Source organism: Priestia sp. HNGD-A6, assembly GCF_045784335.1.
GTDB lineage: Bacteria > Bacillota > Bacilli > Bacillales > Bacillaceae_H > Priestia > Priestia zanthoxyli.
In genome coordinates this window covers 1,873,484-1,886,882 of record NZ_CP138621.1, presented here as the reverse complement: position 1 = coordinate 1,886,882, position 13,399 = coordinate 1,873,484, and the positions used below count along the sequence as shown (strand labels likewise).

The window sequence follows — 13,399 nt, the reverse complement described above, 5'->3', positions numbered from 1 at the left end:
TGTTCCAGCCTCTTTTAAATCGTAAACTGCTGCGTATAGAGCTTGTGGTAAAAACCTTGTTTCTCTAATAGCTCGTGATGATTTCCTTTTTCAATAATCTGTCCGTCTTTTAAGACAAGAATTTGATTTGCATTTTCAATCGTTTTGAGGCGGTGGGCAATTACAAAGCTTGTTTTTCCTTTTAATAGATTACTCATTCCTTTTTGAATATCAATTTCTGTTTTTGTATCAATATTGGAAGTAGCTTCGTCTAAAATTAAAATATCACAGTCAGAGAGCATGGCTCGGGCAATCGATAAGAGTTGCTTTTGACCTTCACTTAAATTTCCTCCACCGGCTGAAATCACGGTATCGTATTGCTGCGGCAGGTGCTTGATAAAAGAATGAGCATTTGCCATTTTTGCTGCGCTTTTCACTTCTTCATCGCTGGCATCTAATCGGCCGAATCGAATGTTATCCGCAATCGTACCGGAAAATAAATAGGTATCCTGAAGAACAATGCCAATTCGGTTTCGTAAATCATGGATGTTATAGTCACTGATGGAACGGCCGTCAATTTTAATGTCTCCGTTTGCGATGTCATAAAATCGTGTGAGCAAGTTAATGATGGTTGTTTTACCAGAACCTGTAGGACCGACCAAAGCAACCATTTCACCTTTTTTTGCTGTAAGTGTAACATTTTTTAAAATCATTTTTTCGTCAGTATAGCCAAATGATACGTTCTCAAAAGCAACGTCTCCTGCAAATTTTGTAACAGAAAGAGCGTTTGGCTTGTTTGTGACGTCCGGCTGCTCATCCATAATCGCAAACACGCGCTCTGCGCCGGCAATAGCCGAAAGAATAGTGTTTACTAAGTTTGCCATTTGACTGATTGGGCGAGAGAACTGACGTGAGTAGTTAACAAATGAAGCGATCATCCCAACTGTAACGCTACCTTGAACAGCCATAAATGCTCCTGCTCCAATCACTAGTGCTAAGCCTAAGTTGTTAATAAAGTTTGTGACAGGACCTAAAAAGCCTGAAAATGTTTCTGCTTTTGTTGCTGAACTTCTCAGCTGTTCATTTCGTTCATTAAAAACAGTTAAAAAATCTTTTTCCTTACTAAAAAGCGTAACAACTTCTCCTCCAGAGATTGCTTCTTCTACAAAGCCGTTTAGCTCACCTAAGTCTTTTTGGCGTTTGACAAAATTTTCACTGCTTCGTTTTAATATTTGTCGAACGATTATAACCATTAATGGAATAACAATCAGTGTGATAATGGCAAGAATCCAGTTGAGCGAGAACATCGCAATGGTAATACCGACTAGAGATAAAATAGAGGACAGAGCCTGAATAACGCTTTGACTCAGAGCGTTATTCAGGTTATCAATATCATTCGTAACCCGGCTCATTAACTCTCCGTAAGCTCGCTTATCAAAAAAGCGAAGAGAGAGAGTTTGAAGCTTTGCAAATAAATCTTGGCGGAGCATTCCGATGGTCGTAAACGAAACGTTTACCATTAAATAGGTTTGCAGCCATGTTAATAAAGATGTCGTAATATAAATTCCTGCAAGAGTGAGTGACATTCGTATCATTCCGCTGATATCTTTGGGAATAATATGCTCGTCAATAATAACCCCAATTAAATAAGGGCCTAATAAATTAAGCAGGGAAGTCACAATAACTAAGATGATCGCAGCCACAAGCGGAGGCTTTCGTTTTCCCATATATGACCAGATTCTATATAGTGTTTTTTTCGCATTCTTTGGCTTCACTACAGGACCCTTCATCATGCCTCTAGGGCCGCGAATAGAGCTCATTTGATTTTTACCTTGATTATTCACTAGGCAACACCTCTTTTCCGCCTTGTGCTAGATAAATGTCGTAATAAAGAGAGTGGTGACGAAGCAATTCTTCATGAGTCCCTTGTTCAGCAATTTTGCCTTCATCCATGACGATAATATGATCAGCGTGAAGAAGAGACGAAATTTTAGACGCAATAATAATGACGGTCGCATCGGAAAACTCTTCTTTTAAATGTGTTAGTACCTGCGCTTCTGAGACAGCATCCAACGCGGAAGTTGCATCATCAATGACCAATATAGCAGGCTTTCTAACAAATGCACGCGCGATTGAAAGACGCTGCTTTTGCCCTCCTGATAAGTTGGTTGCTCCTCGCGTTAAAGGATACTCATATTTTTCTGGGAGTTTTTCAATAAACTCCGTTGCGCATGCAAAAGCTGCAGCATCTTCAATTTCTGAGGAAGAAGCATGATCGTTTCCCATTCGAATATTCATATCAATCGTTCCGGTAAACAGTGTAGCTTTTTGAGGAATAAACCCAATGGATGAGCGAAGCTCTTTTACGTCATAGTTTGTCAGATTTTTTCCATCTACAAAAATTTCGCCGCCATCAGGATCATATAAGCGCGAAATAAGTTTTGCAAGCGTCGATTTTCCGCTTCCAGTAGAGCCGATAATGCCAATAGTTTCCCCGTGTTTAGCAGTAAATGAAATATCTTTTAATACGTTTTCTCCATTTTTACTGTAGCTGTATGTAACGTTTTGAAACGATAGATCACCTTTAAGCCTGTTGATTTGAGCAGCAGAGTTTGCTGGAGGAATGTCTATTTTTGTTTTTAAAACAGAATCGATTCGTTCAGCTGAAGGGAATGCACGTGTAATTTGCATCAGCACCATGCTGCTTGACATAAGTCCGTTTAAAATAATCGTTAAGTAATTAATAAAAGCTAAAATCACACCTGCTTCAATTTTTCCTGCTTCAACTTGAAGTCCACCCAGCCATAGAGTAGCTACCATGCCGATATTTACTACAAATAAAATAACGGGCATTAAAAGCGAAATAAGCTGAACAGCACTCATATTAGCTTGCGTCAAGGAGCTGTTTGCTTCTTTAAACTGATTGATTTCATATGATTCTCTTACATACGCTTTTACTACGCGCATCCCTGATAAATTTTCTTGGACTTTTGTGTTTACACGATCAACGCTTCGCTGAACTTTTTTGAAAAGTTTTCCGGCTTTCGTGATCACAAACCAAATGCATAAAAATAAAATAGGGACGACCACGACGATAATAGGAAACAAAGAACGAGCGGTTAATAACACGATCACAATACTTCCTGCAAAAAGTAAAGGTCCTCTAACTAATACTTTTAGCGTCATATTCAATGCGTTTTGAACACTCGTTACATCATTTGTCATGACGGTGATTAAGTGACCAGTCCCTAGTTTATCTCTATTGCTGTTTGAGAGGTTTTCAATCTTTTCAAAAAGCGATTTTCGAATATCGGTAGAAAAATTTACTGCTGCTTTTGTGCTAAGGATGGCGCAGACGATACCAGCAGCTAAGCCAATGATTGCTAACATAAGCATAAGGATACTTCGGGTGATAACATATGTTTGATTGTTGTTTGCAATGCCATAATCAATGATATGCTGCATAATAGTAGGCTGAAGAAGGTCAGCTAACACTTCAATGACCATCAATAGCGGGGCAAACAGCGCGAGCCATTTGTAAGGTTTTAAGTAAGGGTATAAAGATTTAATTGTATTCACACATTGTGGCACTCCTTTCTGTAAAAAATATGGTAACATAGAATAAGTTTAGAAGTTTGTTTCAAGCACCATTTATTATACGCCAATGCAAGCAGAAATCCACTTTTTGAGAGGGTCAGGTATGCAATGAATCAAACATTACGAGTACATCATCCACTTTTTGGATCTTTGTTATATGACTCGGCCTGGGTTGGAGAAAAACAGGTCACTTTCTTTGGACAACAACAACATGTGTTGCTGACAATTGATGGAGATAAAGAGAAGCCATTTCAAAAACGGCAAGAAGAGGCTTTTCAAGCATTTTGGCTTCAAAGCGAATTATTGTTAAAGAGGACGGAAAAAGCTCTTTTTGATTATTATCAACAGGTGCGAGATGAATACAGAACTCAAGTTGAAAAAGACGTGGTAGACTTATTAGTTCCGAATGTAAAAAAGCGAAAAGACATCGGTTTTTTAGTTGAGTGTATTCAAATCTTTGTTCCTGAAGCACCCCATGATACAAGAGAAGTTGGTTTGTTTTTTGAATGTACGTGGGAAGAAGAGCATATGTTAGCTGTAAAGTTTAGAAATGAACAAATTGCCGCTATTGGCTTACAAGAAGATTTATTCTAGTAAAAAGCCTTGAAGCAACCTGCTTCAAGGCTTTTTGGCATTAATGTTTGACAGGCTCTTCGATTCCCATACCTGTATTTGCTTTTACTAAAATCTCATCAAATTTCTTTTCGTCTGCTTTTTTAGACGAAAGAAGTGTTCCTATAAAAGCAGCTAAGAAGCCTAGAGGAATGGAGATAATACCAGGGTTTGTTAATGTGATGAGCGGCTCACCTACAAAGATAGCAGCTCCAGGCTCAGGTGCCCACACGTTTGGACTAATGGCAACTAAAAACAGTGAGCTGAATAGTCCAACCAGCATGCCAGTGACTGCTCCTGCTGTATTAAAACGTTTCCAAAAAATAGTAAGAAGAATAATTGGCAAGTTAGCGCTCGCTGCTACGGCAAATGCAAGTGCAACTAAAAATGCTACGTTCATGTTTTGAGCAAATAATGCAAGAATAATAGATAGAATGGATACCCCAATAGAAGCCCATCGTGCAGCCACTACCTGTTCTTTTTCAGTTGCAGCCCCTTTACGGAGAATATGACTATAAAAGTCGTGGGCGAATGCTGAAGCTGCTGAGAGCACCAGCCCAGCTACAACAGCTAAAATCGTAGCAAAAGCTACAGCTGAGACAAACGCAAAGAGAAAGTCTCCGCCAAGAACTTGAGCGAGCAGGGGAGCTGCCATGTTTCCTGCTGCATTTGCTTTGATAATATCATCGTAACCTACGAATGCAGCAGCACCGAACCCTAAAAAGATTGTCATAATGTAAAAAACGCCAATGATCCACGTTGCATAAATAACAGACTTTCGTGCGGTGATGGCATCTTTTACTGTAAAGAAACGAATAAGGATATGAGGAAGGCCTGCTGTACCAAGAACAAGAGCTAAATTCAACGAAATCATGTCCAGCGGATTTTTGAATTTATTTCCTGGATTTAAAAATCCGTCGCCAAGAGGAGTTGCGGTTTTCATCTCAGAAAACATTTTAGCAAAGCTAAAATCAAATTTTGAAAATACAATAATGGAGATAATGAACGTACCAATCATGAGAAGCAACGCTTTGACAATCTGCACCCAGCTGGTCGCCGTCATGCCTCCAAATACAACGTAAACCGTCATCAACACGCCGACAATCAAGACAGAATACACGTAATCTAGACCAAGTAATAAATGAATTAATGCTCCTGCTCCAACAAGCTGCGCAATCATATAAAAAATGGAAATGGTGATCGTGTTTAATGCGGCAACTCCCCGCACTTTCTTTTCGTTAAAACGAGCTGCTATCATATCTGCCATCGTGTACTTTCCTAAGTTGCGAAGTGGTTCAGCTACAATGTATAACACGACGAGATAGGCAACTAAAAAGCCGATGCTGTAAAAAAAACCGTCAAATCCAGAAAGCGCTACCATTCCAGCTATGCCTAAAAATGACGCAGCAGACATATAATCTCCGGCAATCGCCATGCCGTTTTGCCAGCCGGTTAAACTTCCATCTGCTGTATAAAAGTCACTGGTCGTTTTTGTTCGCTTGGATGCCGCATACGTAATGATTAGCGTAAGACCTACAATAGCTAAAAAAAGTGAGAAAGCTAGTACGTTCATTCATTTAACCCCCTATTCAATTTGCAGCTTCTTTTTTTATCGTGTTAACAAGTTCATCAAATTTCGAGGCTCTTTTTGTGTATAAAATGCATAGGGCCCAAGTCATCACAAACTGTGCAAAAGCAAATACCCACGCCCAAGTCATAGAAGCAAAAGCTGGTTTGTTTAAGACGGTTGTGTAAGCCGTTAAGATGGGCAAGGTAAAATAAAAAGCAAGAAAAAACAGAGAGAGCGGTAAAATAAAATTGCGTTTTTGTTTCAAAAGTTTTTGAAATGAAGCAGACTGTACAATTTCTGTGTAATCAGGAGAGGAAGAAGCATTGTTTACCTTCTTTAAAGAATTTTCATTCATCGCCAAGCGGAATTCCCCCTTTGATAATAAATAGATGAAGCAAAAAGCTCCATATCACTTGAATTATATTATTTTCGGAATAAAAAGTAAATTCTGTCTTTTTGCGAGAATGGTAACTTTGGAAGTTTTTTAATATACTAAAGCTTCAAACTAAATGCATACTGCCATAATAAAAAAAGAACAACATTCAATATAAAGGAGAAATCGTTCACAATAGAAATGTTGAAATTAACCCTTAGTTTCTTTTACATATAAGGCTTTTCTTTATTATCTAAACGTTATTTTTTTGTTTGATCTTTTGAAAAATAAAAGAAGATGATGATAAAATCATAAGCACACAATAATGTTAGATAGGAAACAGGTGAAGAAAGTACGCTATTATTCAGAGATGGTTATAAATAGACAAGATATTATGAAAGATTTCTATATGAATGATATTTTTTCTTTATAGTAAACAAACAATGTGACTACTTATATAAAAGAGAAAAGGTGAAATAATGGCATTTGGAATCAAACGCCCGGAACTAAACGCATGGAAAGCAGCTGTTAAGCGAGGAGAGATCGCATTTTTAACTCATTACTGGCTCGATGAGCGTTTTCCACACGCAACTACCGTAACAAAAGTAGGTTGCAGTGACTTAAATAAGCTGATTAAGTGGGGAGAAAAGTATGGTATTCCCGCTAAGTATATTGATAATCGATCCGGCTATCCTCATTTCGATTTACTAGGCGAGCGTCAGAAAGAAATTATGAAAAAGGAAAATCAGCTGGAGCAGCTGAAGCGATTTGAAGAAGTTAACGAATGAAAAGCAAAGTTAATTTTAAAAAACTGTAAAAAAATTCTATTGTTACGGCTTTTTTTATGTTTAAATAGAAAAAACAGTGGAATAGATTAAGAAGAACAATTACGTTATGTATTCTCTTATATAGGGAAAATAACTTGGTTTAGTTTCCTTATTTGATACGATAAAGAGCTTTGTTTTATAATAAAATTGTTGTTCGGATAAAAGGAGGAAGAAGGGCATGTCCGAGGTTGGAACTTTAAAAAAAGGATTAGATATCTTCTCTTTGCTTTTAAACCGTCCGAATATGACTATTCCGGAAATGATGGAAGCGCTCGGTTTTAATAAGAGTACGATGTATCGTCTTGTGAGCACGCTTGAACAAAACGGATTTATTGTAAGAAACCCGTCTAACCGCTATACGGTTTCACCACAACTGGTGCTGGCACTCGTACAAAATACGATGCATACGAACTATGAAATGAATTGGCTCTCTGTTCCTGCTATGCAGAAGCTGAGTGAAGAGACCAATGAGACCATTTACGCGGGAATTCTCCATCATAAACAGATGGTTACAACTCAGGTGGTGAACGGGCAATATAGCACTCGTACGCATTCCGAAGTAGGAAATAAAAAGCCGCTTCATGCAAATGCTATTGGAAAGTGTATTCTTGCTTATCAAGAGGACAGCGTGCAAAAATCTATTCTTCACGAACTTTCGCTTGAAGCTTATACAGATCGAACGATCACCGAGCTGGACGAGCTGGAAGCTGACTTAGCTTTAAGTAAGGAAAGAGGATATGCTGTCGATGATGAAGAACGGGAGCCTGGCGTTCGATGTATTGCAGCCCCTATTTTCAGAAAAGGAAAAATAATGGCAGCTATTGCTTTATCAGGTCCATCCGTTCGTATTTCAGAGGAGAAAGACGAAGAACATGCTGCACTTGTTAAACAGTGCGCAGAACAAATTTCACAAGCAATTACTCTTTACGAATAATTCAACAGTAAAAAAGGGGATGAACAGCAACATGGAAAACTTACAGTCAACAACGACCTTAGCAAACGGCGTTAAAATGCCGTGGTTAGGTTTAGGTGTTTATAAAGTAGAAGATGGTCAAGAAGTTGTAGATTCAGTTAAATATGCAATCAAAGCTGGATACAAAAGCATTGATACGGCTAAAATTTATGAAAATGAAGAAGGCGTGGGACAAGCGATCAAAGAATCAGGTGTTTCTCGCGAAGAACTATTTGTTACATCAAAAGTGTGGAATGCAGATCAAGGATATGACACAACTCTTCAAGCGTTTGAAACAAGCTTAAACAAGCTAGGTCTTGAATATTTAGATTTATACTTAATTCACTGGCCGGTTGAAGGTAAGTATAAAGATACGTGGAAAGCACTTGAAAAGCTTTATAAAGACGGGAAGATTCGTGCAATCGGCGTATCGAATTTCCAAGTGCATCATCTAGAAGACTTAATTGCAGATGCAGAAGTTAAGCCGATGGTAAACCAAATCGAATTTCATCCACTTTTAACACAAACAGAAGTGCGTCAATACTGCAAAAAACAAGGAATCCAAGTGGAAGCATGGTCACCGCTTGCACAAGGTGAGCTGCTTGATAACGAAGTGTTAACTCAAATTGCTGAAAAGCACGGAAAATCAACTGCTCAAGTTATCTTACGTTGGGACTTACAAAACGAAGTAGTAACGATTCCTAAGTCAACAAAAGAACATCGTATTATCCAAAATGCAGACGTATTTGATTTTGAATTAAATGCAGAAGAAGTTGAAAAAATTAACGCATTAAATCAAAATCATCGCGTAGGTCCAGATCCAGATAACTTTGACTTTTAATGTTAAATTAAGACTAAAACGTCTTGTAAGATAAATAATAAACAAAGCGCTATTGTCATTCATGCAGTAGCGCTTTGTTTATTAATTAGGAAATGTGATGGTTGAACGAGGAGGAAAAGTAATGAAAATGTCAGGAAACACTATTTTAATTACGGGCGGAGCGTCTGGAATTGGATTGGCGCTTGCAGAACGTTTTTTAAAGGAAGGAAATGAAGTTATTATTTGTGGAAGAAGGGAATCAAAGCTGCAAGAAGCAAAAGAAAGATTCCCTTCGTTACATACAAAAGTGTGCGACGTATCAATAGAAGAAAGCAGAGTAGAGCTGGTAAAATGGGCGACTGAAAGGTTCCCAAAATTAAATGTTATTGTGAATAATGCAGGCATTCAGCAGCGCGTAAATCTTTTACACATGCACGAAGAGTGGCAGTATTACGAAAAAGAACTAATGAGTAATGTAAGTGCTCCTATTCATTTAACTTCGCTATTGATTTCTCATTTCGTTCAACAAGAACGTGCTGCGGTTATTAACGTAACGTCGGGGCTGTCTTTAACACCTGGAGCATGGGTGCCAATTTACAGCGCAACAAAAGCGGCGTTAAGGTCGTTTACGATTAGTTTAAGACATCAAGTAGAAGAAACAAATACCGAAGTGATAGAAATTCTTCCTCCAGCCGTGAACACGGATTTAGGAGGACCGGGACTTCATACATTTGGAGCACCGCTTGATGACTTTGCTGATTCAATATTTGAAGAACTGAAAAAAGGCAAAATCGAAATTGGCTATGGAGACAGCGCTAAAAGGCTTCATGCTTCTAAAGAAGAAATTGAGAAAGCTACAGCACAGGCTTGGAGGGGGTTTTTAAAGAACAATCCTGAATTTTAAAGGCAGAAAGCAAAAAGGTTTCTAAAGCCTTCAATGGTAGCGGGTCATAAAAAGCGTGTGTCCATAAAATAAATGGACACACGCTTTTTATCATTAACGATCTACCGTTTGTCTAATTCGTTTTTCCATTTTCTCAAGCATGCGGAGGTACTCATCCTGTTCTTCTGGAGTTAGAGCAAAAAGCATGTCTTGCCAAAATAAATTTCGCTGCTCAATTACATAGTTCACTAATGTTTCGCCAGCTTCTGTTAAGGATATCCATACAATTCGGCGGTCTTTTTGGTCACGTACGCGCTTAATGAGTGCATCATCTTCTAATTGATTTAATAAAATGGTAGTAGCCCCGGAGGTTAGCTTTAGATTTGAAGAAATTTCGGCTACCATACGTTTAGAGCTGATTCCAATGAATTTTAGAATTAAAAATTTTGTAATGGTCAAATTATAGGGCTGCTCACTGATTTTATCTTCCAAGAGCTTTCGCTTGAGTTCAAATAATGAGGTTTTAACTTGGTCAAGTTTTTCTAGTTTATCTATTAACTGCTGATCCATCATAATCACCTTTTCTTTATCATTATAGGTGTTAAACAATTGCTGCTAGTTACCTATTGTGGTTTATGTATATAGGGAGTTTGTTCCAAAAAAAGGAGCTGTTTTTGTGTATAACCCTATGCTTATATATCTAACTTTAAAGTAAAGTAAAGTACTTGTAAAGAAACCAAAACTTTTAAGTTGTATTTCAGTTAAAGATGTAGTAAAGTATTCAGTCGGGAAAACTTTATGAAACATAAATGTTTAGTTTTAAAAATAAATTAAAATCAAAGTTATTTACAACTAAATATCTTTGTGATAAAGTTATCTAGCGTAATACTTAACTGAATGAAATATTAAGGAGGTAAAATAAATGTCAAGAGGGCGTTTAATTTTAATGAACTTTATCGGAATTATTGTAGTATTAGCTTTAATTATTGGTGGAGGATACTATTATATTCAGAAATCTAATTATGTATCCACAGACAATGCAAAAGTGTCGGGCGATCTTTATACAGTAGTAGCGCCAGCGGCAGGTAAAGTAGCAAGCTGGAATATTGAAGAAGGTAAAGATGTTTCAAAAGACGATGAGGTAGCTAAAATCCAATCAGAAGATGGAGAAAAAACAGTTACAGTACCAGAGGATGGTAAAATCATCAAAACACAGGTAAAAGAAAATCAAATGGTTCAAGCTGGTCAACAAATTGCTAGCGAAGTAGATATGAATAACTTATTCATCATTGCAAACATTAAAGAAGACAAATTAAAAGATATTGAAGCTGGCGATGACGTTGATGTAACAGTTGACGGAGATACTAAAACAACAATCGATGGAAAAGTAGAAGAAATCGGTTATGCAACAAACTCAATTTTCTCATTAATGCCAAGCTCTAATTCAGACGGCAACTATACGAAAGTATCACAAACAGTTCCTGTTAAAATCTCTATTTCTAACTACTCTGAAAACGTACTACCAGGTATGAACGCAGAAGTTAAAATCTCTAAAAACTAAGAACGTACATGATTAAGAAGAGAAGAAAGGAGGAAGGAACTGATGTCAGCAAACACGATACAACCAGAGGAAAGCTCAGTTAAAAAGCATATCCCGCTACTAGTCGTACTTATGCTTGGATTGTTCTTAGCAATTTTAAACCAAACGCTGCTAAATGTTGCGATTCCGCATCTGATTACAGAGTTTGGCGTTACGGCTAATACCGCACAGTGGTTGCTTACAGGATATATGCTTGTAAATGGTGCACTTATTCCATTATCAGCCTATTTAATTGAACGTTTTGGCGTTCGTCGCTTATTCTTATTTGCGATGGCCTGCTTTACAATTGGAGCGCTTGTCTGCGGAATCGCGCCGACTTTCTCAATTATGCTAATTGGACGTCTGGTTCAAGCAGTCGGGGGCGGAGTGCTAGCACCTCTAGTTATGACCATTATCGTATTTATTTTCCCTCCTCATATGCGCGGAAAAGGAATGGGTATCTTTGGTTTAGCCATGATGTTCGCTCCGGCAATTGGACCGACGCTTTCAGGATGGGTTATTCAAAACTATGACTGGCACATTTTATTTACGGGAATGGTGCCACTAGGTGCACTCGTACTTATTATTGCAGCTTTTAAATTAAAAGATATTAAACCGCCTCAAAATGTAAAAGTAGATCTAATTTCTGTGTTTACATCTCTTGCAGGTATGGCTTTACTTCTATACGGCTTCAGTGAAGCTGGAAACGATGGCTGGACGGATTCAGTTGTATTATCAACGATGATCGGCGGTATTGTCTTATTAATCATCTTTGTTGTACAGCAGCTTCGACTTAAAAGTCCATTACTTGATGTGAGAGTATTTAAATACAATATTTTCTCATTATCTAATATCATCAGTATTGCCATTACAATCAGCATGTATGCTGGTATGTTCTTATTACCGATTTATTTGCAAAACATCCGTGGCTATTCAGCGTTTGACTCAGGCTTATTAATCTTGCCTGGTGCACTTGTTATGCTAGTCATGTCACCGATTTCTGGTACGCTGTTTGATAAATTAGGACCGCGTCCACTAGGGATTGTCGGGATGTTGATTACGGTTGTGACAACATTTGAATTTACAAAATTAACGCTTGAAACACCGTTTAGTCATATTGTTATTATTTATATGATTCGTGCATTCGGTATGTCATTATTAATGATGCCGATTATGACAGCTGGTTTAAATCAGCTGCCGGCAAAATTAAGCAGCCACGGTACATCTATGTCGAACACGCTTCGTCAGGTGAGTGGTTCAATCGGTATCAGTTTAATGACTACAATCTTTACAAATCGCACAACATATCATGTGAATGAAATGAGCAGTTCAATGACTACATCTGATCCATTCTTTATGAATAACTTCCAAGTATTTGTGCAAAAGATTGCTCAAACGCTTCACCTTTCTCAAACAGAAGCGCAAAAACAAGCTTTAACAACATTAGCTGGAAAAGTTCAAGCGCAAGCAACTGTACAAGGAATTAACGACGCGTTTTACTGGACAGTTATCATTGCCATTATTGGATTGATTTTAAGTTTCTTCCTACGTGATGTTCGTAAAGATCCAGTGGTAGAAGTAGAAGAGACAGAAAAAGAAACAACAGACGATATTCGTATGTTACCGGCACCAAAAGATATGAACTCATAAGCAACGGAGGGATAAAGGATGAAAATTTGTATCGTATATGATAGTGAAGGCGGACATACAGAGGCATTAGCCAAAGCGATTGCTTCTGGCGCTGAGCTGTCTGGAGAAGCAACTGTATATGTAAAGCATGTCGAAGAAGCAGATGTACGTGAACTGCCTGAAATGGATGCTATTATTTGGGGCTGCCCAGGGCATTTTGGAACAATCAGTTCAGGGTTAAAAACGTGGATTGATAAATTAGGTTATTTATGGGCAGAAGGTAAATTAATTGATAAAGTAGGTGCGGTGTTCTGTACAACAGCTACAACGCACGGTGGCTTAGAAGCAACGCTTTTAAATTTAATTACACCAATGCTTCACCAAGGAATGGTTATCGCTGGCTTACCAGGTAACATTCCAGAAAATGCGCTGTACGGTACTTATTACGGTGTGGGAATTACTTGTCCAATCGAAGGTGACGAATTATTAACAGAGAACGACCAAGCGCTAGGTAAAGCGTTAGGAGAACGTGTTGTTCAAGTGACTAAACGAATGACACAAGGACAGTAGGTGACAGT

Annotated in this window: 13 protein-coding genes; 8 read left to right on the top strand and 5 right to left on the bottom strand. The window is 38.1% G+C overall.

What is annotated here, in order from left to right; translation table 11 throughout:
- Nucleotides 1–14 precede the first annotated feature (14 nt).
- The gene (locus SCI76_RS09490) at nucleotides 15–1,799 is read right to left on the bottom strand and encodes an ABC transporter ATP-binding protein (RefSeq protein WP_407545243.1); all 1,785 of its coding nucleotides are present in this window, start codon (nucleotides 1,797–1,799) and stop codon (nucleotides 15–17) included.
- 16 nt (nucleotides 1,800–1,815) lie between these two features.
- The gene (locus SCI76_RS09485) at nucleotides 1,816–3,558 is read right to left on the bottom strand and encodes an ABC transporter ATP-binding protein (protein WP_028412167.1); all 1,743 of its coding nucleotides are present in this window, start codon (nucleotides 3,556–3,558) and stop codon (nucleotides 1,816–1,818) included.
- A 126-nt stretch (nucleotides 3,559–3,684) separates the two neighbouring features.
- Between SCI76_RS09485 and SCI76_RS09480 the strand changes: the two genes are divergently transcribed.
- The gene (locus tag SCI76_RS09480; RefSeq protein ID WP_028412168.1) at nucleotides 3,685–4,170 is read left to right on the top strand and encodes a DUF6985 domain-containing protein; all 486 of its coding nucleotides are present in this window, start codon (nucleotides 3,685–3,687) and stop codon (nucleotides 4,168–4,170) included.
- A gap of 40 nt (nucleotides 4,171–4,210) precedes the next feature.
- On the opposite strand, the gene SCI76_RS09475 is transcribed toward SCI76_RS09480, so the two are convergent.
- Together SCI76_RS09475 and SCI76_RS09470 are read right to left on the bottom strand one after the other, a co-directional pair.
- Nucleotides 4,211–5,761: a cation acetate symporter gene (locus SCI76_RS09475; RefSeq protein WP_028412169.1), complete on the bottom strand. Its 1,551-nt coding sequence runs from the start codon at nucleotides 5,759–5,761 to the stop codon at nucleotides 4,211–4,213.
- A gap of 16 nt (nucleotides 5,762–5,777) precedes the next feature.
- Entirely contained in the window at nucleotides 5,778–6,113 is a 336-nt protein-coding gene (locus SCI76_RS09470) for a DUF485 domain-containing protein (RefSeq protein WP_048020457.1), read from the bottom strand.
- Nucleotides 6,114–6,610: 497 nt separating this feature from the next.
- Between SCI76_RS09470 and SCI76_RS09465 the strand changes: the two genes are divergently transcribed.
- The 4 genes from SCI76_RS09465 to SCI76_RS09450 all read left to right on the top strand — a co-directional run bounded on the left by SCI76_RS09465 (nucleotide 6,611) and on the right by SCI76_RS09450 (nucleotide 9,634).
- Nucleotides 6,611–6,919 carry a hypothetical protein gene (locus SCI76_RS09465; RefSeq protein WP_034269656.1) on the top strand — a complete coding sequence of 103 codons (309 nt, stop codon included), beginning with the start codon at nucleotides 6,611–6,613 and terminating at the stop codon, nucleotides 6,917–6,919.
- 217 nt (nucleotides 6,920–7,136) lie between these two features.
- The gene (locus SCI76_RS09460) at nucleotides 7,137–7,892 is read left to right on the top strand and encodes an IclR family transcriptional regulator (protein ID WP_028412172.1); all 756 of its coding nucleotides are present in this window, start codon (nucleotides 7,137–7,139) and stop codon (nucleotides 7,890–7,892) included.
- A gap of 31 nt (nucleotides 7,893–7,923) precedes the next feature.
- Nucleotides 7,924–8,751, top strand: a complete 828-nt coding sequence (locus SCI76_RS09455) for an aldo/keto reductase (protein ID WP_048020102.1) — start codon at nucleotides 7,924–7,926, stop codon at nucleotides 8,749–8,751.
- Nucleotides 8,752–8,872: 121 nt separating this feature from the next.
- A complete protein-coding gene (locus SCI76_RS09450; protein WP_048020103.1) occupies nucleotides 8,873–9,634 on the top strand; it encodes an SDR family oxidoreductase in 762 nt (253 codons plus the stop codon).
- A gap of 93 nt (nucleotides 9,635–9,727) precedes the next feature.
- Here SCI76_RS09450 and SCI76_RS09445 read toward each other — a convergent pair whose 3' ends face one another.
- Nucleotides 9,728–10,183 carry a MarR family winged helix-turn-helix transcriptional regulator gene (locus tag SCI76_RS09445; protein WP_025749716.1) on the bottom strand — a complete coding sequence of 152 codons (456 nt, stop codon included), beginning with the start codon at nucleotides 10,181–10,183 and terminating at the stop codon, nucleotides 9,728–9,730.
- Between the two features lie 352 nt (nucleotides 10,184–10,535).
- Here SCI76_RS09445 and SCI76_RS09440 point away from each other — a divergent pair, with 352 nt between their 5' ends.
- Genes SCI76_RS09440 through SCI76_RS09430 form a run of 3 tightly spaced genes read left to right on the top strand, consistent with a single transcriptional unit; the run spans nucleotide 10,536 to nucleotide 13,391 of the window.
- A complete protein-coding gene (locus SCI76_RS09440; protein WP_028412179.1) occupies nucleotides 10,536–11,174 on the top strand; it encodes an HlyD family efflux transporter periplasmic adaptor subunit in 639 nt (212 codons plus the stop codon).
- 42 nt (nucleotides 11,175–11,216) lie between these two features.
- Nucleotides 11,217–12,842 carry a DHA2 family efflux MFS transporter permease subunit gene (locus SCI76_RS09435; protein ID WP_028412180.1) on the top strand — a complete coding sequence of 542 codons (1,626 nt, stop codon included), beginning with the start codon at nucleotides 11,217–11,219 and terminating at the stop codon, nucleotides 12,840–12,842.
- Between the two features lie 18 nt (nucleotides 12,843–12,860).
- On the top strand, nucleotides 12,861–13,391 hold the full coding sequence (locus SCI76_RS09430; RefSeq protein ID WP_014461382.1) for an NAD(P)H-dependent oxidoreductase: 531 nt from the start codon (nucleotides 12,861–12,863) through the stop codon (nucleotides 13,389–13,391).
- Nucleotides 13,392–13,399 lie beyond the last annotated feature (8 nt).

Excerpts from the sequence above, each read along its gene's own strand:
- SCI76_RS09430 (WP_014461382.1), top strand. The coding sequence starts at position 12,861 with ATGAAAATTTGTATCGTATATGATAGTGAAGGCGGACATACAGAGGCA.
- SCI76_RS09475 (WP_028412169.1), bottom strand. The coding sequence starts at position 5,761 with ATGAACGTACTAGCTTTCTCACTTTTTTTAGCTATTGTAGGTCTTACG.
- SCI76_RS09455 (WP_048020102.1), top strand. The coding sequence starts at position 7,924 with ATGGAAAACTTACAGTCAACAACGACCTTAGCAAACGGCGTTAAAATG.
- SCI76_RS09480 (WP_028412168.1), top strand. The coding sequence starts at position 3,685 with ATGAATCAAACATTACGAGTACATCATCCACTTTTTGGATCTTTGTTA.
- SCI76_RS09445 (WP_025749716.1), bottom strand. The coding sequence starts at position 10,183 with ATGGATCAGCAGTTAATAGATAAACTAGAAAAACTTGACCAAGTTAAA.
- SCI76_RS09440 (WP_028412179.1), top strand. The coding sequence starts at position 10,536 with ATGTCAAGAGGGCGTTTAATTTTAATGAACTTTATCGGAATTATTGTA.
- SCI76_RS09470 (WP_048020457.1), bottom strand. The coding sequence starts at position 6,113 with ATGAATGAAAATTCTTTAAAGAAGGTAAACAATGCTTCTTCCTCTCCT.
- SCI76_RS09460 (WP_028412172.1), top strand. The coding sequence starts at position 7,137 with ATGTCCGAGGTTGGAACTTTAAAAAAAGGATTAGATATCTTCTCTTTG.
- SCI76_RS09450 (WP_048020103.1), top strand. The coding sequence starts at position 8,873 with ATGAAAATGTCAGGAAACACTATTTTAATTACGGGCGGAGCGTCTGGA.
- SCI76_RS09465 (WP_034269656.1), top strand. The coding sequence starts at position 6,611 with ATGGCATTTGGAATCAAACGCCCGGAACTAAACGCATGGAAAGCAGCT.
- SCI76_RS09490 (WP_407545243.1), bottom strand. The coding sequence starts at position 1,799 with ATGAGCTCTATTCGCGGCCCTAGAGGCATGATGAAGGGTCCTGTAGTG.
- SCI76_RS09435 (WP_028412180.1), top strand. The coding sequence starts at position 11,217 with ATGTCAGCAAACACGATACAACCAGAGGAAAGCTCAGTTAAAAAGCAT.